The sequence below is a fragment of the Thauera sp. AutoDN2 genome, from assembly GCF_051280715.1.
GTDB lineage: Bacteria > Pseudomonadota > Gammaproteobacteria > Burkholderiales > Rhodocyclaceae > Thauera.
Genome location: NZ_JBNCAR010000007.1, coordinates 53,339 through 71,967, shown reverse-complemented (window position 1 = coordinate 71,967; position 18,629 = coordinate 53,339). Strand labels below are relative to the sequence as shown.

Sequence of the window (18,629 nt, the reverse complement as noted above, 5' to 3'; positions counted from 1 at the left end):
GATGGAAATCGTCGCTGCGTTCACCGCCGGCCTGCTCGTTGCCATCGGGGTGTGGATGCTGCTCGACCGCGGGCTGCTGCGCGTGGTGCTGGGCATCGTGGTGCTGGGCAACGGGGTGAACCTGGCGGTGTTCTCCACCGGCCGGCTCGACGGCCGCGCCGCCGCATTCGTCACCGAGGCGGGCGCGCCCGCGCTCGCGGCCAACCCGCTGCCACAGGCGCTGGTGCTCACCGCGATCGTGATCGGCTTCGCGCTCTTCGTGTTCGCGCTCGCCGTGCTCAAGCGTAGCTGGGAGGAGCACGACAAGGTCGAGACCGATCGCATCACCGCCGTCGCCGAGGAGACGGCGCCCGACCTGCCCGTGCCGAAATCCGACCGGGGTTCGGTACCGGACCATGGAGGCGAGCGATGAACGCGCTGATCGTCTCGCCGCTGCTGATCCCGCTCGCCACCCTGGTCGCGACCCTGCTCGCGCGCCGCGCGCCGGCGCTGGTCAAGGCGCTGAGCCTGACCGGGGCGGTGGCGCTCACCGCTGCCGGTCTTGCCCTGGTGTGGTTCGCCGCGCAGGGCCACATCCTCGCCACCCAGGCGGGCGATTGGGCGGCGCCGTACGGCATCACCCTCGTGGTTGACCGCCTCTCGGCGGTGATGGTGGCGATCACCGGCATCGTCGGTCTGGCGACGCTGGTGTTTGCGCTCGCGCACGACGAAGACCCGGCGCGCTGCCGCGACTTCCACCCGTTGGTACATGGTCTGCTGGTGGGCGTGTGCGGCGCCTTCATCACCGGCGACGTGTTCAACCTGTACGTATGGTTCGAGGTACTGCTGGTCGGCTCCTTCGCGCTGCTGGTGCTGGGCGGCGGCAAGCGCAGGTTGTCGGGCACGGTGGTGTACGTGGTGCTCAACCTGGTAGCGACGATGATGTTCCTGCTCGCGGCCGGCATACTCTACGGCGCCACCGGCAGTCTCAACATGGCGCTGCTGGCGCGGGCCTTTGCGGCCGGAGAGGTACCGATCACAGCGCATGCAGCGGTGGTGCTGATGCTGACGGCGTTCTCGATCAAGGCCGCGCTGTTCCCAGTGTTCGGCTGGCTGCCGGCGTCCTACCACGTGGCATGGACGCCGGTATCGGCGCTGTTCGCCGGCCTGCTCACCAAGGTTGGCGTGTATGCGCTGATCCGCATCGTGACCTTGTTCTGGCCGGACGCAGGCGTCGCCCACGAGGTGCTGCTGTGGGTAGCGTGCGCAACCATGCTGATCGGCGTGCTTGGCGCCGCAGCTCAGACCGAGGTGCGGCGCATCCTGTCCTTCCACATCGTCAGCCAGGTCGGCTACATGATCCTGGGCCTGGCGCTGGCCACCCCGCTCGCGCTCGCCGGGGCGGTGTTCTACCTCATCCACCATATCGTGGTGAAGGCCAACCTGTTCTTCATCGGCGGCATCGCCGCGCGCCTGACCGGCTCGGAGCGGCTCGCGGCGATGGGCGGGCTGTACGCACGCGCGCCGTGGCTGGCGCTGCTGTTCGCGATTCCCGCGCTATCGCTCGCCGGCATCCCGCCGCTGTCGGGCTTCTGGGCCAAGTTCGTGCTGGTCAAGGCGAGCCTGGAGACGAGCGCGTGGATCGCCGCCGCGGTGGCGCTGGTCACCGGCATCTTCACACTGCTGTCGATGAGCAAGATCTGGAACGAGGCCTTCCTCAAACCACATCCAGCGGGCCGGGAAGGCGAACGCAGCGCTGCCGGGCTGCAGCCCGCGGTGTGGGCGGTGAGTGTGCTGGCAGCCATGACCGTGCTGATCGGCCTGGCCGCGGGGCCGGTGATGGACTACGCGGTGGCCGCGGCCGAACAGCTCAGCACGCCGTTGGGCTACATCGACGCCGTGATCCGCGCGGGAGGGCGATGACCATGCTCGGCCTTCATCTTCTGCTTGCCGCAGGTCTCGCTGCCTACGCTGACGCGCTGAGCCCGCTGGGGGTCTGTGCAGCATTCCTCGTCATCTACGTGGCGCTGCGGCTCGCGATCGACCTCCTCGGGCTGCGGCACTATCTGCGCCGGCTCGAGATCGGCACGGCCTTCGTGTTCTGGTTCATCGGCGAAGTCTTCCGCGCAAGCCTCGGTGTGGCGCGCATCGTGTTCGCGCGCAGCGTGACGCCACAGCCCGCCGTGGTATCGATGGTGCTCGCACGCCAGGACGAGCGCTTCGCCACCCTGCTCGGCTGCCTGCTCACGCTCACGCCGGGGACGATGGCGCTGGAGTACCGTCCCGACACCGGTCACATGTTCATCCACGCGCTCGACGCACGCAGCGCCACCGAGGTCGAAGCAGGCGTACGCGAGATCGAGCGCCGCCTTCTGCGCTGGCTCGAGGCCGGTGAGGTACCTGCAGTGGAACGTCACACGGAGCGGAAAAAAGACGAGGATCAGGCGATGAGAGGCCCGAGATGAGCACGATCATTGCCGGTGCGGTCTGGATGCTGCCGCTGAGCTTCACGTTGCTGGCGTTGAGTGCGGCGCTGGTGCTGGTGCGCCTGATCCGCGGCCCACGCGCCGCCGACCGGGTGGTGGCGATCGATGCACTGACCATGCTCGCGATCGCCGCAATCGCGCTCTTCGCCCTTGCCACAGGCCAGCCGATGCTGCTCGATGCAGCGGTGGTACTGGCGCTGATGTCCTTCCTGGGCACGGCGGCTTTCATCCTGCTCTTCCGCCGACGCGGCCGCGGGCCGGACGAGGTGGTGACCTGGAACGACCGCAAACCCGCGGCAGACGAGACCGTCGCTGCGCCCCCCGACCGGGAGAGGATGCGATGAGCAACGGATTCCTGCCCTGGCTGTCGTCGGTCCTGCTGCTGCTGGGTGCTCTGATCGGCCTGATCGGGGCGATCGGGGTGCTGCGCCTGCCCGACAGCTACACGCGGATGCATGCGGCGAGCAAGGCCGGCGCACTGGGCACGGCACTGATCCTGGCCGGCGTGGCAGCCGCGAGCGAAGGCGCCTTCGCGCTCGCGGCGCTGTTCGCGATGGCGATCCTGCTCGCCACCGCACCGCTGGCCGCGCACGCGATGGCGCGCGCTGCGCATCGCGCGGGAATCACTCCGGCGACGGGCCCCTTGGGGGATGCGCTGGCCGACGAGGATGGCAACGGACACACCGAAGGAAACCCGGCCGCTTCAGCGCCGCCGACGGCGGGCAAGCGCTGAGCGCCTCAGGCAAAGCGCTCGTCGTCGCGCAGGAAGCGCCACTGGCCGACCGGAAGGTCGCCGAGCTTCACGCAGCCGATGCGCACCCGCTTCAACCCGACGACCTTCAGGCCCACGAGCTCGCACATGCGCCGGATCTGACGCTTGCGCCCCTCACGCAGCACGAAGCGCAACTGATCCGCGTTGAGCCACTCGACCTGGGCCGGGCGCAGCGGGCGGTCGTCCAGCGAAAGACCGTGGTTGAGCAGCGCCAGTCCATCCGGGGCCAGTTGCCCCTCGACGCGCACCAGGTACTCCTTGTCCACGCTCGAATGGTCACCGATCAGCTGACGAGCCACGCGCCCATCCTGGGTCAGCACGAGCAGGCCGGTGGAGTCGATGTCGAGCCGGCCGGCCGGCGCGAGGTTCTTCAGATGGCTGGGGTGGAAGCGCTGTGCGGTGTCGCGGTCGAACTGGTTGTCAGGGCCGATCAGGCTCGCCGCCGGGGCGTAGCCGGGTTCGGGCTGACCGGACACGTACCCTACCGGCTTGTGCAGCAGGATGGTGACGCGCTGCTGCTGGGTGCGCGTGGCCTCGGGGGCGAGCGTGACGCGCGCGTCCGGGTCGATGCGGGTGCCGAGCTCGGACACGCGGCGGCCATCGACGAAGACCCAGCCGCGTGCGATGAATTCGTCCGCCTCGCGACGCGAGCAGATACCGCGTTCGGCCATGACCTTGGACAGGCGCACGCCTTCGGCGACGTCGGTGGTAGCGCGCGGCTGCGGAGCGGCCGCCCCGCGGGCGGGCACCGAGGCCACTTGGGCCGGCGGGCGGCTTCCCCGCGCTTGCACAGGACGGGCGGGCTTCCCGTTGCGTGCGCGGGGCGGCACCTCTTCTCGCGGGCGGGCCGGCTTCGTGTCACGTGGCCGCGGCGGCGCTTCGTCGCGCGGGCGCGCGGGCTTGCGTGCCGGCCCGCCCTGCGCCTCACCCGCGCCGGGCTGGCGCGCGGGGGGCGTGGTCACATCACTTTCGGCAGGCTTGCGCGCGGGCAATCCGAGCGTGCCGGAGACGCGGGTGGGTACGGGCTGGGGTGTTTTTCTGCGTTGGGTGCTCAAGATGATCCCCGGACGGGCATGTGCGAGCCGTCATTATCGCGCATTCAACGCTACACACGCCCGCCCCGGGGCGCGTGTTCAATTTCAGTGATGCGCCGCGTGGCGGTCGTCCTCCGTCTCCTCTGTCACCTCGTCTTCGTCAGGCATGCGCTCGAAGGTGCTCCAGCCCAGCGGCCGCCCGGTATCCGGGAGATCCTCGCGCAGCTCGGGGTATTCGTGCAGATGGGCCTTGGCGATGAAGTGCGCGCTGATCGGCGCGGTCAGGAACAGGAAGGCGGTGATCAGCACCTCGTGGATCGACAACCTGCCCTCGAGGCCGGCGAAGAAGACCATCGACGCCACCAGCGCCCCCCCCACACCCAGGGTGGTGGCCTTGGTCGGCGCGTGCAGGCGGGTAAGCAGATCAGGCAGCTTGACCATGCCGACCGAGCCGACGAGGGCGAAGATGCCCCCCAGCACGATCAGCACCGACACCACCAGTTCGACGATGAAGTCCATGCCGCGCCCCTCACTCGATGACGTCGCCGCGCAGCGTGAAGCGGCAGTAGGCGACGGTGGAAATGAAGCCGAACATCGCGAACAGCAGCGCGGCCTCGAAGAAGATGGTGGTGCGCTGCTGGATGCCGAACAGGATGATCAGCGCGATGGCGTTGATCACCATGGTGTCGACCGCAAGCACGCGGTCCATCAGCGAGGGCCCCTTGAACAGACGCCAAAGGTTGAGCAGCACCGCCAGCGACAGCGCGAGGAAACCGAAGGCAAGCGCGTATTCGATCACGGGAAAATCTCCTTCAGACGGGTCTCGTAGCGGCCCTTCATCTGGCGCACCGTTTCCTCGGCATCCTGCGCATCCAGGCAATGCACGAGCAGGCTGCGGCCATCGGCCGAAAGATCGCACGACACGGTGCCGGGCGTCATCGTGATGGTGCCCGCGAGCACGGTGATGGCCTCCGGCGAGCACAGCTCGAGCGGCACCGTGACCCAGCGCGTGCGCAATTGCGAGGTAGGACGGAAGAGGATCAGGCGCGACACTTCGAGGTTGGCCACCACCACGTCCCAAGCCACCAGGCCGAGATAGGAGAAGGCCTTCCGCCAGGACTTCACGGGCGGGCGCTCGGGCCAGAAATTGCTCGTCACGCGGGTGATGATCAGGGCGAGCAACACGCCCATCACCAGCCCGCCAATGCTGAAGTTGTTGAGCAACAGCATCCACAGCAGCACCAGCACCACGGTGAGCACCGGGTGCGGCAACCAGCGCTCGCGCAGGCTGCGCTGCGGCTTCGGTTCCTGATGCACGCCCATCAGCGCCCCCCTTGCGCGGCGCCCAGCACCGCTTCGATGTATCCCGCCGGCGCATACAGCTGCGCGGCGACCAGATCCAGCCAGCCGTGGATCGCGCCCGCGAACACGGTGAGCAGCAGCAGGCAGGCGAGCAACCCACCCACCGCAACGAAGGGTAGCGCCGCCGGCGCACCGCGCGTGCCCGACTGCGCCGCCGGCATCGGACGCGTCTTCCAGAACAGCATGCTGCCGCCGCGCGAGAAGCCGACGATGGCGATCAGCGAGGTCGACAGGATCAGCGCCCAGAACCAGCCAGCATGGGTGGAGCTGCGCACGCCGTCGAGCACCAGCAGCTTGCCGATGAAACCCGACAGCGGTGGCATGCCGGTGATACCGATGGCGGCGACGAAGAACAACGCCGAGATCAGCCCGATCTGTGTAAAGCGCGGCCCCACGGCCAGGCGGTCGCGCTGCACGCCGCGGCGTTCGGCGACGAGGTCGGCGATCAGGAACAGAGCAGCCGCCGCGAACGTGGAGTGGATCAGGTAGTACAGCGCGGCGCTGGTGGCCTGTTCGGTGAACACCCCCACCGTGGCGAGCAGCATGCCCATCGAACCAACAACCGCGAAGCTCGCAATCTGGCCGAGGCTGCGCGCCGCGAGCACGCCGGTCATGCCCAGCACCAGCGTCACCAGCCCGGCCGGGAGCAACCACGGCGCAGCCAGCCAGGCCGCATCGCCCGCATCGGCGCCAAAGGCCAACACATAGAGCCGGATGATCGAGTAGGCCCCGACCTTGGTGAGAATCGCGAACAGCGCGGCCACCGGCCCCGGCGCATTGGCGTACGTGCCCGGCAACCAGAAATGCAGCGGCACCAGCGCCGCCTTAACCGCGAACACCAGCAGCAGCAGCACCGCGCCGGTCTGCAGCAACGCCTGGTCGGCGGCCGGCACCTGCGGCACCTTCACCGCCAGATCCGCCATATTGAGCGTGCCCGTAACGCTGTACATCAGGCCCGCCGCGATCAGGAACACCGAGGAGCCGACCAGGTTGGTCACCACGTACTGCACGCCCGCCTTCACCCGCAGTCCGCCACCGCCGTGCACCATCAGGCCATACGAGGCGATCAGCAGGATCTCGAAGAACACGAACAGGTTGAAGAAGTCGCCGGTGAGGAAGGCGCCGTTGATACCCATCAGTTGAAACTGATACAGCGGATGGAAATGCTTGCCACGCATGTCCCAGCCAGTGATCGCATACAACAGCACTCCGAGCCCGAGCAGTCCGGTGAGCACCAGCATCAGCGCCGAAAGGCGATCGAGCACGATGACGATGCCGAAGGGCGCGGGCCAGGCGCCGAGCGCGTACGAGCGCACCTGGCCGTCGCTGGCCATCACCAGCAGCGTGACCGCAACGCCCAGCATCAGCACCATCGACGCGAGCGAGAACACTCTCGCCAGCACGCGGTCATGGCGCGCCGCGATGACCAGCAGCGCGCCGACCACCGCCGGTATCAGGATGGGGAGGATCAGCGTGTGATTCATGCTGCGCCCCCACGCTTGCCGTTCGCACCAGTCTGTGGCGCAGGCGTGGGCGCGGACGGCCGGCTGGCACGCAGCTTCCAGTCGTCCTCCTGTGCCTCGGGCGAGGCGTCGCCGGGCAGGTCGACGTGGTCGTTGCCGGTTTCGAGATAAGCACGCAGCGCCATGACCACGACCACCGCGGTCATGCCGAAGGAGATCACGATCGCAGTGAGCACGAGCGCCTGCGGCAGCGGATCGATGTAGCCATTGAGGCTTGCGCCGATCACCGGCGGACGGTTGATGTCGAGCCGGCCGGTGGCGAAGAGAAACAGGTTGGTGGCATAGGTGAGCAGCGACAGGCCCATCACCACCGGGAAGGTGCGCGTGCGCAGCACCAAGTAGAGCCCGGTGGCCGTCATCACGCCAATCGCACTGGCAACGAGAAATTCCATCAGCTACGGCCTCCTGCGGCGGTGACGCTCGGATCGACATCCATGGCCGCCTCGTTGACGCCCCGGGGCGCCGTCCACCGGCCCATGCGCGACAGATTCGCGAGCGCCAGCATCACCGCACCCACCACGGTGAGAAACACGCCGGTATCGAAGGCCATCGCGCTCGCCACCTCGAACTCGCCCACCAGCGGCAGATGCACATGCGCGAAGGCGGAGGTCAGGAAGGGTTGCTCCATGACCATCGCCGCGATACCGGTCGCCGCCGCGACCAGCACGCCGGTACCGATCATGGCGTGGTAATTGATGCGCACCCGCTGCGCGGCCCAACCGAAACCGCTCGCCATGTACTGCATGATGAGCGCGATCGACACCACCAGCGCTGCGATGAAACCGCCGCCGGGCTGGTTGTGGCCACGCAGGAAAATGTACGCGCCCACCAGCATCGCCAGCGGCAACATCACGCGCGTGGCCACCACCATGATCATCGGATGGCGGTCGGCCGACTGCGGCAGGTCCGGCGACCAGGCGCTCAGGCGACGCCCGACGCGGCCGAACAGCGAGCCGTCGAGCAGCGCGTAGATGGCCAGCGCCGCAATGCCGAGCACCGTGATCTCGCCAAAGGTGTCGAAGCCGCGGAAGTCCACCAGGATCACGTTCACCACGTTGGTACCGCCGCCACCCGACACCGCGTTATCGAGGTAGTACCCGGACAGCGACTCGACATCGCGCGTCATCATCGCCCAACTCGCCCCCGCCATACCCAGGCCGGCCAGGCCAGCCAGCACTGCATCCCGGGTGTGGCGCACCGGATCGGCCTGCACCGCCGAGCTCGGCGGCCCGTACTTGGGCAGGAAGTACAGCGCGAGCAGGATCAGGATCACCGTGGTGACCTCGACCGAGATCTGCGTGAGCGCCAGATCGGGCGCGGACAGGTATATGAACGCGACGCACACGATCAAGCCTACCGTGCCCACGATCAGCACTGACAACACGCGGCGGCGGAACAGCGCGACGGTGAGCAGACAACCCGCCACGAGCAGCAACCAGGCCACGACCGCCACCGGATTGGCTGGCAGCAGCGCGCGCGTCCCCGCCGCATGCGGCGCGGCGAAGAAGGCGACGAAGCCCGCGAACACGAAGGCGCTCACCGCGAAGGCCAGGTAGCGCTGCAGCGAACCGTTGTGCAAGCGGTGCGTGATCCACGCCGCCAGGTGCACCGCCGCGTCGATGAGAGCGTCGAACATCGCCTTCGCCTCGGGATGCGGGCCGGCCTGCCACACCGCGCGCACGCGGCGATAGGCGGCGAGCGCGGCCAGGCCGACCACCACCGCGATCGCCGACAGCGCCAGCGCCGGGTTGAAGCCATGCCACAGGGCCAGATGATGCTCGGGCGCGGGCGCACCGATCACCGCCCCCGACACCACGGCCACCAGCGGCCCGGCCAGGGTGTGCGGGAACAGCCCGATCGCCACCACCAGCGCCACCAGGACCGCCGGAGGCAGCCACATGCCCGCGGGCGGATCGTGCGGCGTATGCGGATAGTCGTCGCGCTTCGCGCCGAAGAACACATGCACGATGTAGCGGAACGAGTACGCAACCGAGAAGCAGGCCGCCAGCGCCGCCAGCGCGGGGATCGCCCAGTCGCTGCCGAGCCAGGAGGTGTGCACCGCCTCGTGCAGCATCATTTCCTTGGAGATGAAGCCGTTGAAGGGCGGCAGGCCGGCCATCGACGCCCCCGCCACCATCGCCAGCGTGGCGGTGATCGGCATCAGCTGCAGCAGCCCGCCGAGGCGCTTGATGTCGCGCGTACCGGCCTCGTGGTCGACGATGCCGGCGTTCATGAACAGCGCCGCCTTGAAGCTGGCGTGATTCAGGATGTGGAATACCGCCGCCACTGCCGCCATCGGCGTACCGAAGCCGAGCAGCATGGTCACCAGGCCGAGGTGGCTCACGGTGGAGTAGGCGAGCAGACCCTTGAGGTCGTCCTTGAATAGCGCGATCCCGGCCGCCACCAGCATGGTCACCAGGCCGGTGGTGGCGACGATGTAGAACCATTCGGGCGTGCCGGCGAGCACCGGCCACATGCGCGCCATCAGAAAGAGCCCCGCCTTCACCATGGTCGCCGAGTGCAGGTAGGCCGACACCGGCGTGGGCGCCGCCATCGCGTGCGGCAGCCAGAAATGGAAAGGGAACTGCGCGCTCTTGGTGAAGCAGCCGGCGAGGATCAGCACCAGCGCGGGCAGGTACAGCGGCGAGGCCTGGATCGCCTCCCGCTTCTGCAGGATCTCGGTGAGGTTGTACGAGCCGGCGATGTCGCCCAGGATCAGCATGCCGGCGATCATCGCCAGCCCGCCGGCGCCGGTGACGGTGAGCGCCATGCGCGCGCCCTGGCGGCCTTCGGGCAGGTGCTTCCAGTAGCCGATCAGCAGGAAGGACGACAGGCTGGTGAGCTCCCAGAACACCAGCAGCAGCAGGATGTTGTCCGACAGCACCACGCCCACCATCGCGCCCTGGAAGAGCAGCAGATAGGTGTAGAACACCCCCATCGGGTCTTCCTTGGCGAGGTAATAGCGCGCGTAGACGATGATGAGCAGGCCGATGCCCAGGATCAGCCCGGCAAAGAACAGGCCCAGCCCGTCGAGGAAGAAGCTCGCCTGCAGGCCGAGCGCGGGCAGCCAGTCCCAACTCGCGGTAAGCGTTTCGCCGCGGAACACCGCCGGCGCATGCGAGAGCAGCAATGCGAAGGCGAGCAGGCTGAAAAAGAAGGCGCTCGTGGCGCACGCGTTGCGCCCGGCACGAATCATCAGCGCGGGAAACAGCGCACCGATGAAGGGTAACAACACGATCAGGACGAGGCTCATCGGGGCATCTCGACTAGGGGACGAGGTACGAATTCACGCCGTGCGCGCTGGCCTGCAGCGCATTCGAGCGCGGCGGCAAAATGGCCGCACGCCGTGGCTCCGGCATCTTTGTTGCGCCCAAAGTATATACGCAAGCACTGATGGCTCCGCACGGAAGCCTGTTTCACTAGGCGAAATTCAAACACGCGTTTACCATGCCTGACGTCCCCCCTCACCGGGCCAGATCCGCCCCTTCCCGCCTTCCGAACCTCTCCCACCGTGTCCGCCTCCAGAACGCCCATCGCCAAGACCGACCCCGCCCCAGGCACCGAAGGCAAGGCCTCGATCCAGGTCATCGAGCGCATGATGAAACTGCTCGACGTACTTGCCGAGCATGCCGATCCCATTCCGCTGAAGCAACTTGCCGCAGAAACCGGACTCCACCCCTCCACCGCCCACCGGATTCTGGGCGCGATGACGCACAGCGGCTTCGTCGAGCGCTCGGACGCGGGCGCCTACCGTCTCGGTATCCGCCTGCTGGAACTGGGGAGCCTGGTCAAGTCGCGCATCTCCTTGCGTGAAACGGCCATGCCCTACATGGTCAAGCTGCATGCGGCCACCGGCGAGAGCGTTAACCTCGGGGTGCGCGCGGGAGACGAGATCGTCTATGTAGAACGCAGCTCGAGCGGCCGGGCATCGGTGCGCGTGGTACACATCGTCGGTGCCCGCGCGCCGCTGCACACCACAGCCACCGGCAAGCTCTTCCTCGCCGAGGACGGGCCTGAGCGCATTCGCGACTATGCGCGCCGCACGGGTCTGCCCGCGTCGACCCCGACGTCGATCACCGCCCTCCCCGCGCTGGAAAAGGAACTCGAGCGTGTGCGCAGGCACGACGTCGCATTCGACCTGGACGAGGTGGAAGCCGGGGTGCGCTGCATCGCAGCGGGGATTCGCGATGACGCAGGAGAGCTGATCGCGGGCCTGTCACTATCGACGCCATCCGAGCGCTTCAACCCCGACTGGGCGCCACTGGTACGTGAAACGGCGAACGAGATCTCGCACGCGCTCGGCTACGTCGCGCCGCGCGCAGCTTGAGCGGGCCGCGCCTGCCGCTTACAGCCCCACTTTTTGCGGTGCAGCGGCGAGGCGCTGCACGGAATGCTCCTCGAGCCACCGGCGCACACGCTTTGCGTCGGCGGTGCGCGTGTAGCGTCCGGTCGAGTCCATCAGCACCATCACCACAGGTTGCTGGTGCAGCCAGGTCTGCATGACGAGGCAACGCCCCGCCTCGGAGATGTAGCCCGTCTTCGACACGCTGATCGCCCATTCAGGGCTCTTCACCAGACTGTTGGTGTTGCCGAACCGCAGCATGCGCCCGCCCACTGCGACATGGCGCTCGTGCGAGGTCGAGAACGCACGGATGAGTGGATACGAAGCCGAAGCAGCGACGAGCCTGGCGAGGTCGCGCGGACTGGAAACGTTGGCCGGATCCAGCCCGGTGCTGTCGTGGAAGCGAGTGTCCCACAGACCGAGCAGACGGGCCTTGACGTTCATGGCCTGCACGAAGGCCTTCTCCCCGCCGGGATAATTGCGTGCGAGCGCGGAGGCTGCGCGATTCTCGGAAGACATCAGCGCCAGATGCAGCATGTCCTCGCGTGTCAGTCGCGTCCCGATGCCAAGGCGCGACCCCGTGCCCTTCAGCCGGTCGATGTCGCCCTCGGTGATGGCGAGCGCCTCGGAGAGGGACTGGCCTGCGTCGAGCACGACCATCGCGGTCATGAGCTTGGTGATGGAGGCGATCGGCAGCACGGCCATCGCGTTCTGTTCGAGAAGCACCTCGCCGGTGTTCTGGTTCACCACATAAAAGGCGCTGGAGCCGAGTACCGGACGGCCGCTGGCATCGAGCACGAGCGGCGTGTCGGGCTCGACCGCGCCCGCCGCCGCGGGGAGTGCCGCAGCAGCAGCCTTCTTGGCAGGGGACTTCTTCGCCACCACCTTCTTGCTGCCTGCCTTCTTCCCCGACGCCTTCTTCGTCACCGCAGGCTTCTTGGCCGCGGCCTTTCTGGCCGCCGGCTTGGCGCTTGCTGCCGCCGGCTTTGCAGATGTGCGCGATGCCGAGGAGGCGGCAATGGCCACGCCGGACTGCAGTGCGAACAGTGCGGCAAGCACGGCAACGAGGGCTTTTGCTTTCATGGTTTGGAAGCGTGCTTGAGAGGGAGATTGCTTGAACCTGCGTTTTGTTTCAAAAATAAGCAGATACAGAAATGATTTCAAGTCATTTCTAGATACAGGCCGGGATTTCCTCTTGAAATGTGACTTTCGCCGCGGCCCTGCCCGCCCTTGCACGCACCATTGCCTCACTCGATGCGCAGAAAGCGGCGTATCGCGCCCGACTGCGCAAGCGCGTCATGGTAGCCGAGTTCGATCAACGCACGTGTGAATCCCGGCTCGAAAAGGAGGTAGGACAGCAGCGTGGAGCCTTCGCGGCGCAGCGTGCCCAGGCCGCGCAGCACCACGCGCAGCAGGGGCGGAAGGCTGCGCGCATGACGCGCTGCGATGGTGTCGAGCCGCTGCGAGGGCTGGATGACGAGGGCTTCGATCGGTCGCAGCCCGATCCCGGCCACCTCGCGCTGCGCAGGGTCCAGGCGGCTCACCGTGTCGTTGATCCGCGCCAGCCGCTCCAGATCCACCTCCAGCGTGTCGAGAAATATGCTCGACAAGGCGTGACCGGCAATCTGCGCCGGCGACGGATACTGATCGCTACGCACCCGACCTTCCTCCGCAGTGCGGCCAGCGCCGATCACCAGGATGCGGTCAGCGCCGAGATGAACCGCGGGGCTGACCGGCGCGAGCTGACGCATGGAGCCGTCACCGAAATACTCACGATGGATCTTCACTGCGGGAAAGACGAACGGAAGGGCCGCGCTCGCGAGCAGGTGATCCACCTCGAGGCTGCCTCGCACGCCCAGGCGCTTCGCCCGACGCCAGGGCTGGATGTCGCAGGCACCCTGATAAAAGGCGAGGCTCTCGCCACTGGAGTAGCCAGACGCCGTGACGCTCACCGCATACAGATCACCTGACGCAATCGCACGATCGATTGCCCCGAAGTCGAGCGCGTGCTGCAGCAGGGCGCGCAGCGGTGCATTGTCGAGCAGCGAGCGCGGGGTCTGCCGCAACAGCCAGCCCCCGAACAGCGCTGACCCCCAACGCAAGCCGCTGCCGAGCAGAGCCGGTGGGTCGACACGGTAAACGTCGGCCACATGCAGCCCACGCCAGATCCGGGTGATGTGCCGCACCGCACGGTTGAAGTCGCCGGCGTGGGTGGCGAGCGCCACCGCATTGATCGCGCCTGCAGAAGTGCCGCACAGGATCGGGAAGGGGTTGCCAGAACGCTTGCCACGCAACTCACGAATGGCATGCAGCACGCCGACCTGATAGGCCGCGCGCGCCCCGCCTCCCGTCAGCACCAGTGCCGCACGCCCCGTCCCCTCCGCCATCGCCGCTCCCATTGCGCTCCACGGAGGGAAGCATCGCGCAGGCGGCCTGCCGGAGGCAAGCGCCAAGGCGCACCCTCCGGCATGAAACGATCTGCGGCCCTCAGCCTGCCTGGCCGGCCTCGACCACGGTCAGGGCCGTCATGTTGATGATGCGGCGCACAGTCGCCGAGGGGGTGAGGATGTGCACCGGCTTGGCAGCACCGAGCAGGATCGGGCCCACGGTCATGCCACTGCCGGCAGCGTTCTTCAGCAGGTTGAAGGCGATGTTGGCTGCATCCAGGGTCGGGAAGATCAGCAGGTTTGCGTCCTCACGCATCTTTGCGTTGGGGAAGATCTGCAGGCGGTGCTTCGCGTCCAGCGCGGAGTCTCCGTGCATCTCACCCTCGACCTGCAGCTCCGGATGCCGCTCGTGCAGCATGCGCATCGCCGCACGCATCTTCTCGGCAGTAGGCGAATCGGCCGAACCGAAGGACGAGTGCGACAGCAGCGCCACCCGCGGCTCGACACCGAAGCGCTGCATCTCTTCCGCGGCAAGCAGCGTCATCTCGACCACCTGCTCCGGCGTGGGGTCGTAATTGACGTAGGTGTCAGCGAGGAACAAGGTGCGGCCGGGCAGGCTGAGCAGGTTCACCGTGTACAGGTTATCCACCCCTTCGCGACGACCGAGCACGGTCTCGACGAACTCGCGGTGCAGGCGATGCATGCCATAGGTGCCGCAGATGAGGCCATCGCCGTAGCCGAACTTGAGCAGCAGCGTACCGATCAGCGTGGTGCGGCGGCGAACCTCCTTCTTGGCGTATTCGACCGACACGCCACGGCGCTCCATCAACGCGTGGTAGTGCTGCCACAGTTCGTTGAAGCGCGGATCGGAATCCGGATTAACCAGTTCATAGTCGCGCTCCACGGCCATGCGCAGGCCAAAGCGCTCGATGTTGTGCTTCACCACGTCCGGGCGACCGATGAGGATCGGGCGCGCGAGGCCCTCGTCCACCACCTGCTGCACGGCGCGCAGCACCTTCTCGGACTCGCCCTCGGAGAAGATGATGCGCTTCGGATTCTTGTGCGCGGCGGCGAACACCGGCTTCATGATCAGGCCGGAGTGCCACACGAAATTGTTGAGCTGGCTGCGATAGGCGTTCCAGTCGCTGATCGGTCGGGTGGCCACGCCCGAGCTCATACCTGCCTCGGCGACCGCGGGCGCGATCTTTACGATCAGGCGCGGATCGAAGGGGCGCGGGATGATGTACTCGGGGCCGAAACCGCCGACCTTCTCGCCATATGCGGCGGCAACGATGTCGCTCTGCTCCACGCGCGCCAGCTCGGCGATCGCCTTCACCGCGGCGAGTTGCATCTCGTCGGTGATGGTGGTCGCGCCGACATCGAGCGCACCGCGGAAGATGAAGGGGAAGCACAGCACGTTGTTGACCTGGTTCGGGTAGTCCGAACGCCCCGTGGCGATGATCGCGTCGCTGCGCACCGCCTTGACCTCGTCGGGGAGGATCTCCGGAGTCGGGTTGGCGAGCGCAAGGATGAGCGGGTTGGCCGCCATCTTCGCCACCATATCGCCCTTGAGCACACCACCCGCCGACAGCCCGAGGAACACGTCCGCGCCTTCGATGACCTCGGCGAGCTTCCTCGCATCCGTGTGCTTGGCGTAGCGCGCCTTGATCGGGTCCATCAGCACGGTGCGCCCCTCATAGACCACGCCCTCGATGTCGGTGACCCAGATGTTCTCCACCGGCACGCCGAGCTTGACCAGCAAGCCCAGGCAGGCGAGCGCCGCGGCGCCAGCGCCGGAGGTCACGAGCTTGACCTTCTTGAGGTCCTTGCCCTGCAGGTGCAGGCCGTTCAGCACCGCGGCGCCCACCACGATCGCCGTACCGTGCTGATCGTCGTGGAAGACCGGGATCTTCATGCGCTCGCGCAGCTTGGCCTCGATGTAGAAACACTCGGGCGCCTTGATGTCCTCGAGGTTGATGCCGCCGAAGGTGGGTTCAAGCGCGGCGATCATGTCGATCAGCTTGTCGGCGTCGGGCTCGTCGATCTCGAGGTCGAAGACGTCGATGCCGGCGAACTTCTTGAACAGCACACCCTTGCCTTCCATCACCGGCTTGGCGGCGAGCGGGCCAATGTTGCCCAGGCCAAGCACGGCGGTACCATTGGTGACCACACCGATCAGGTTGGAGCGCGCGGTGAGTTCGGCCGCCTGCGCCGGGTCTTCGACGATCGCGTCGCAGGCCGCAGCGACGCCGGGCGAATAGGCCAGCGACAGGTCGCGCTGGTTGGACAGCACCTTGGTAGGCGTCACCGAGATCTTGCCCGGACGCGGATAGCGGTGATAGTCGAGGGCGGCGTTGCGGATCAGCTCATCCATTGTCTTTGTCCTGTCTCTTCAACACGTCGATCGGAATGCAGGCAAGCGGGGCTTCAGCCTTTTCGGCACGCTTCACCTCGGCCTCGCGCGAGCCTACGAAGCATAGCGCGAAACCGTTTATACCGCATTACGAAATTAATAACTACATCGTGGAAAATCATCCCCCGCTCTGTCAACGCCAAGGGCCGCCGCCCGCCTGCCGAGCGGCGGCCGCTTCACTCGACTGCAACAATCCTCTCGACCACGTTCAAAAGCCCCCCTGTGCCGTGGCATAATTACGGGCTTTCACCGATTGCGATTTGTCGCGGGACGTCGCAAGCGGAGGTCGGGGCGCCCCTGGCGGGGAGCCCGAGCAGCCCGCCGGCCAGGCAGCAGCCTGCGTTTCAGATGGCCGACCGACGGGAATGGTTTCGCATCACAGCACGGGAGAGCTGTTTACATGTCTCAGAACCACGCCCAGGCGGCAATCGCCGCTGCCCCTGAATACGTCCGCCACGAAGGCCTGAAGCAGTGGGTCGGCGAAATCGCCGCGCTCACCGAACCCGACCGCGTGGTCTGGTGCGACGGCTCGCAGGAAGAATACGACCGCCTGTGCGCCGAGATGGTCGAATCCGGCATGCTGATCAAGCTGAATCCGGAGAAACGCAAGAACTCGTTCCTCGCCTGGTCCGACCCTTCGGACGTCGCCCGTGTCGAAGACCGCACCTTCATCTGCTCGCAAAAGAAGGAAGATGCCGGCCCGACCAACAACTGGGAAGACCCGGCGGTGATGCGCGACACGCTGAACGGCCTGTTCAAGGGCTCGATGCATGGCCGCACCATGTACGTGATCCCGTTCTCCATGGGTCCGCTCGGCAGCCCGATCGCCCACATCGGCGTCGAGATCTCCGACAGCCCCTACGTCGTCACCAACATGCGCATCATGACCCGCATGGGCAAGGGCGCGATCGAGGTGCTCGGCACCGAAGGCGAGTTCGTGCCCTGCGTGCACACCGTCGGCGCCCCGCTCGCCCAGGGCGAGAAGGACAGCCGCTGGCCGTGCAACCCCACGACCAAGTACATCGTGCACTACCCCGAAACCCGCGAGATCTGGTCCTACGGCTCGGGCTACGGCGGCAACGCCCTGCTCGGCAAGAAGTGCTTCGCGCTGCGCATCGCCTCCACCATGGCGCGTGACGAAGGCTGGCTGGCCGAGCACATGCTGATCCTCGGCGTCGAGTCCCCCGAGGGCGAGAAGTCCTACGTCGCCGCCGCCTTCCCGTCGGCCTGCGGCAAGACCAATTTCGCCATGCTGATCCCGCCGAAGTCCTTCGACGGCTGGAAGATCACCACCGTCGGTGACGACATCGCCTGGATCAAGCCCGGCCCTGACGGCAAGTTCCGCGCCATCAACCCCGAGTTCGGCTACTTCGGCGTCGCCCCCGGCACCTCCGAGAAGACCAACTTCAACGCGATGGCCACGCTGAAGGAAAACATCATCTTCACCAACGTCGCACTGACCGACGATGGCGACGTTTGGTGGGAGGGCATGACCAAGGAGGCACCGGCTCACCTGGTCGACTGGCAGGGCAAGGACTGGACGCCCGAGATCGCCAAGGAAACCGGCCGCAAGGCCGCGCACCCGAACGCGCGCTTCACCGCACCGGCCAGCCAGTGCCCTTCGGTCGACCCCGCCTGGGAAGACCCTGCCGGCGTGCCGATCTCGGCCTTCATCTTCGGCGGCCGCCGCGCCACCACGGTTCCGCTGGTGTACCAGGCGTTCAACTGGAATTTCGGCGTCTACATGGCTTCGACGCTCGGCTCCGAAACCACCGCCGCCGCCTTCGGCGCACAGGGCGTGGTGCGCCGCGACCCGTTCGCGATGCTGCCCTTCTGCGGCTACCACATGGGCGACTACTTCAACCACTGGCTGCGGATGGGCCACGTGGTCGAGGACACCCCCAAGATCTTCTGCGTGAACTGGTTCCGCATGAATGAGAAGGGCGAGTTCATGTGGCCGGGCTTCGGCGACAACATGCGCGTGCTCAAGTGGATCGTCGACCGCTGCAAGGGCAAGATCGCCGCCAAGGAGACCGCGCTCGGCTGGATGCCGCGCTTCGAGGATCTGGACTGGAGCGGCGCCGACGTCAGCCGCGAAGAATTCGAGGCCTTGACCCAGGTGGACGCCGAAGCCTGGCGCGCCGAGCTGAACTCCCACAAGGAGTGGTTCGACAAGCTGCAGGACCGCCTGCCGCGCCAACTGGTACTCAAGCGCGAGCTGTTCGAACTGGCGCTCAACGCCGACTGAGGACCGCCGCGGCCCCCGCCGCGACCTTCCCGGACCAGGAAAAAGCGCCTCCGGCGCTTTTTCCTTTTCAGCCTCCCTAACCC

General features: G+C 67.0%; 17 protein-coding genes. 7 read left to right on the top strand and 10 right to left on the bottom strand.

Annotated elements, in window-relative coordinates; translation table 11 throughout:
* Position 1 precedes the first annotated feature (1 nt).
* Genes ACPT9U_RS06320 through mnhG form a run of 5 tightly spaced genes read left to right on the top strand, consistent with a single transcriptional unit; the run spans position 2 to position 3,198 of the window.
* Positions 2-412 carry a sodium:proton antiporter gene (locus tag ACPT9U_RS06320; protein ID WP_435750259.1) on the top strand — a complete coding sequence of 137 codons (411 nt, stop codon included), beginning with the start codon at positions 2-4 and terminating at the stop codon, positions 410-412.
* Positions 409-1,902: a proton-conducting transporter transmembrane domain-containing protein gene (locus ACPT9U_RS06315; protein ID WP_435750258.1), complete on the top strand. Its 1,494-nt coding sequence runs from the start codon at positions 409-411 to the stop codon at positions 1,900-1,902. The genes ACPT9U_RS06320 and ACPT9U_RS06315 overlap by 4 nt, the downstream gene beginning before the upstream one ends.
* A 2-nt stretch (positions 1,903-1,904) precedes the next feature.
* Positions 1,905-2,444 (top strand): Na+/H+ antiporter subunit E, encoded by a 540-nt coding sequence (locus ACPT9U_RS06310; protein WP_435750257.1) that lies wholly within the window; start codon positions 1,905-1,907, stop codon positions 2,442-2,444.
* Complete coding sequence (locus tag ACPT9U_RS06305) at positions 2,441-2,809, top strand: monovalent cation/H+ antiporter complex subunit F (protein WP_435750256.1); 369 nt, start codon at positions 2,441-2,443, stop codon at positions 2,807-2,809. The genes ACPT9U_RS06310 and ACPT9U_RS06305 overlap by 4 nt, the downstream gene beginning before the upstream one ends.
* Complete coding sequence (gene mnhG / locus ACPT9U_RS06300; RefSeq protein ID WP_418364295.1) at positions 2,806-3,198, top strand: monovalent cation/H(+) antiporter subunit G; 393 nt, start codon at positions 2,806-2,808, stop codon at positions 3,196-3,198. The genes ACPT9U_RS06305 and mnhG overlap by 4 nt, the downstream gene beginning before the upstream one ends.
* A gap of 5 nt (positions 3,199-3,203) precedes the next feature.
* On the opposite strand, the gene ACPT9U_RS06295 is transcribed toward mnhG, so the two are convergent.
* From ACPT9U_RS06295 to ACPT9U_RS06265, 7 genes are all read right to left on the bottom strand, one after another.
* Positions 3,204-4,292 carry a pseudouridine synthase gene (locus ACPT9U_RS06295; RefSeq protein WP_435750255.1) on the bottom strand — a complete coding sequence of 363 codons (1,089 nt, stop codon included), beginning with the start codon at positions 4,290-4,292 and terminating at the stop codon, positions 3,204-3,206.
* 84 nt (positions 4,293-4,376) lie between these two features.
* Complete coding sequence (locus tag ACPT9U_RS06290; protein WP_418364297.1) at positions 4,377-4,790, bottom strand: Na+/H+ antiporter subunit G; 414 nt, start codon at positions 4,788-4,790, stop codon at positions 4,377-4,379.
* A 10-nt stretch (positions 4,791-4,800) separates the two neighbouring features.
* Positions 4,801-5,070 carry a K+/H+ antiporter subunit F gene (locus ACPT9U_RS06285; RefSeq protein WP_418364298.1) on the bottom strand — a complete coding sequence of 90 codons (270 nt, stop codon included), beginning with the start codon at positions 5,068-5,070 and terminating at the stop codon, positions 4,801-4,803.
* Positions 5,067-5,594, bottom strand: a complete 528-nt coding sequence (locus ACPT9U_RS06280) for a Na+/H+ antiporter subunit E (RefSeq protein ID WP_418364299.1) — start codon at positions 5,592-5,594, stop codon at positions 5,067-5,069. Before ACPT9U_RS06280 ends, ACPT9U_RS06285 begins: the two co-directional genes overlap by 4 nt.
* Positions 5,594-7,117, bottom strand: coding sequence for a monovalent cation/H+ antiporter subunit D (locus ACPT9U_RS06275; RefSeq protein ID WP_418364300.1), 1,524 nt, complete (start codon positions 7,115-7,117; stop codon positions 5,594-5,596). Before ACPT9U_RS06275 ends, ACPT9U_RS06280 begins: the two co-directional genes overlap by 1 nt.
* Positions 7,114-7,548: a Na+/H+ antiporter subunit C gene (locus tag ACPT9U_RS06270; protein ID WP_435750254.1), complete on the bottom strand. Its 435-nt coding sequence runs from the start codon at positions 7,546-7,548 to the stop codon at positions 7,114-7,116. The genes ACPT9U_RS06275 and ACPT9U_RS06270 overlap by 4 nt, the downstream gene beginning before the upstream one ends.
* Entirely contained in the window at positions 7,548-10,409 is a 2,862-nt protein-coding gene (locus ACPT9U_RS06265) for a monovalent cation/H+ antiporter subunit A (protein WP_435750253.1), read from the bottom strand. Before ACPT9U_RS06265 ends, ACPT9U_RS06270 begins: the two co-directional genes overlap by 1 nt.
* A gap of 342 nt (positions 10,410-10,751) precedes the next feature.
* On the opposite strand from ACPT9U_RS06265, the gene ACPT9U_RS06260 reads away from it, so the two are divergent.
* On the top strand, positions 10,752-11,483 hold the full coding sequence (locus tag ACPT9U_RS06260; protein WP_418364371.1) for an IclR family transcriptional regulator: 732 nt from the start codon (positions 10,752-10,754) through the stop codon (positions 11,481-11,483).
* An 18-nt stretch (positions 11,484-11,501) separates the two neighbouring features.
* Here ACPT9U_RS06260 and pbpG read toward each other — a convergent pair whose 3' ends face one another.
* The 3 genes from pbpG to ACPT9U_RS06245 all read right to left on the bottom strand — a co-directional run bounded on the left by pbpG (position 11,502) and on the right by ACPT9U_RS06245 (position 16,259).
* Positions 11,502-12,581 carry a D-alanyl-D-alanine endopeptidase gene (gene pbpG, locus ACPT9U_RS06255; RefSeq protein WP_418364302.1) on the bottom strand — a complete coding sequence of 360 codons (1,080 nt, stop codon included), beginning with the start codon at positions 12,579-12,581 and terminating at the stop codon, positions 11,502-11,504.
* Between the two features lie 164 nt (positions 12,582-12,745).
* Entirely contained in the window at positions 12,746-13,885 is a 1,140-nt protein-coding gene (locus ACPT9U_RS06250) for a patatin-like phospholipase family protein (RefSeq protein ID WP_418364372.1), read from the bottom strand.
* Between the two features lie 100 nt (positions 13,886-13,985).
* Positions 13,986-16,259 carry an NADP-dependent malic enzyme gene (locus tag ACPT9U_RS06245; protein ID WP_435750252.1) on the bottom strand — a complete coding sequence of 758 codons (2,274 nt, stop codon included), beginning with the start codon at positions 16,257-16,259 and terminating at the stop codon, positions 13,986-13,988.
* Between the two features lie 439 nt (positions 16,260-16,698).
* Between ACPT9U_RS06245 and ACPT9U_RS06240 the strand changes: the two genes are divergently transcribed.
* A complete protein-coding gene (locus ACPT9U_RS06240) occupies positions 16,699-18,546 on the top strand; it encodes a phosphoenolpyruvate carboxykinase (GTP) (protein ID WP_418364304.1) in 1,848 nt (615 codons plus the stop codon).
* The last annotated feature ends 83 nt before the right edge of the window (positions 18,547-18,629 follow it).

Bases quoted from the DNA above. Each gene is read 5' to 3' on its own strand.
- ACPT9U_RS06320 (WP_435750259.1), top strand. From the start codon at position 2: ATGGAAATCGTCGCTGCGTTCACCGCCGGCCTGCTCGTTGCCATCGGG.
- ACPT9U_RS06315 (WP_435750258.1), top strand. From the start codon at position 409: ATGAACGCGCTGATCGTCTCGCCGCTGCTGATCCCGCTCGCCACCCTG.
- ACPT9U_RS06310 (WP_435750257.1), top strand. From the start codon at position 1,905: ATGCTCGGCCTTCATCTTCTGCTTGCCGCAGGTCTCGCTGCCTACGCT.
- ACPT9U_RS06305 (WP_435750256.1), top strand. From the start codon at position 2,441: ATGAGCACGATCATTGCCGGTGCGGTCTGGATGCTGCCGCTGAGCTTC.
- mnhG (WP_418364295.1), top strand. From the start codon at position 2,806: ATGAGCAACGGATTCCTGCCCTGGCTGTCGTCGGTCCTGCTGCTGCTG.
- ACPT9U_RS06290 (WP_418364297.1), bottom strand. From the start codon at position 4,790: ATGGACTTCATCGTCGAACTGGTGGTGTCGGTGCTGATCGTGCTGGGG.
- ACPT9U_RS06280 (WP_418364299.1), bottom strand. From the start codon at position 5,594: ATGGGCGTGCATCAGGAACCGAAGCCGCAGCGCAGCCTGCGCGAGCGC.
- ACPT9U_RS06275 (WP_418364300.1), bottom strand. From the start codon at position 7,117: ATGAATCACACGCTGATCCTCCCCATCCTGATACCGGCGGTGGTCGGC.
- ACPT9U_RS06270 (WP_435750254.1), bottom strand. From the start codon at position 7,548: ATGGAATTTCTCGTTGCCAGTGCGATTGGCGTGATGACGGCCACCGGG.
- ACPT9U_RS06265 (WP_435750253.1), bottom strand. From the start codon at position 10,409: ATGAGCCTCGTCCTGATCGTGTTGTTACCCTTCATCGGTGCGCTGTTT.
- ACPT9U_RS06260 (WP_418364371.1), top strand. From the start codon at position 10,752: ATGATGAAACTGCTCGACGTACTTGCCGAGCATGCCGATCCCATTCCG.
- pbpG (WP_418364302.1), bottom strand. From the start codon at position 12,581: ATGAAAGCAAAAGCCCTCGTTGCCGTGCTTGCCGCACTGTTCGCACTG.
- ACPT9U_RS06250 (WP_418364372.1), bottom strand. From the start codon at position 13,885: ATGGCGGAGGGGACGGGGCGTGCGGCACTGGTGCTGACGGGAGGCGGG.
- ACPT9U_RS06245 (WP_435750252.1), bottom strand. From the start codon at position 16,259: ATGGATGAGCTGATCCGCAACGCCGCCCTCGACTATCACCGCTATCCG.
- ACPT9U_RS06240 (WP_418364304.1), top strand. From the start codon at position 16,699: ATGTCTCAGAACCACGCCCAGGCGGCAATCGCCGCTGCCCCTGAATAC.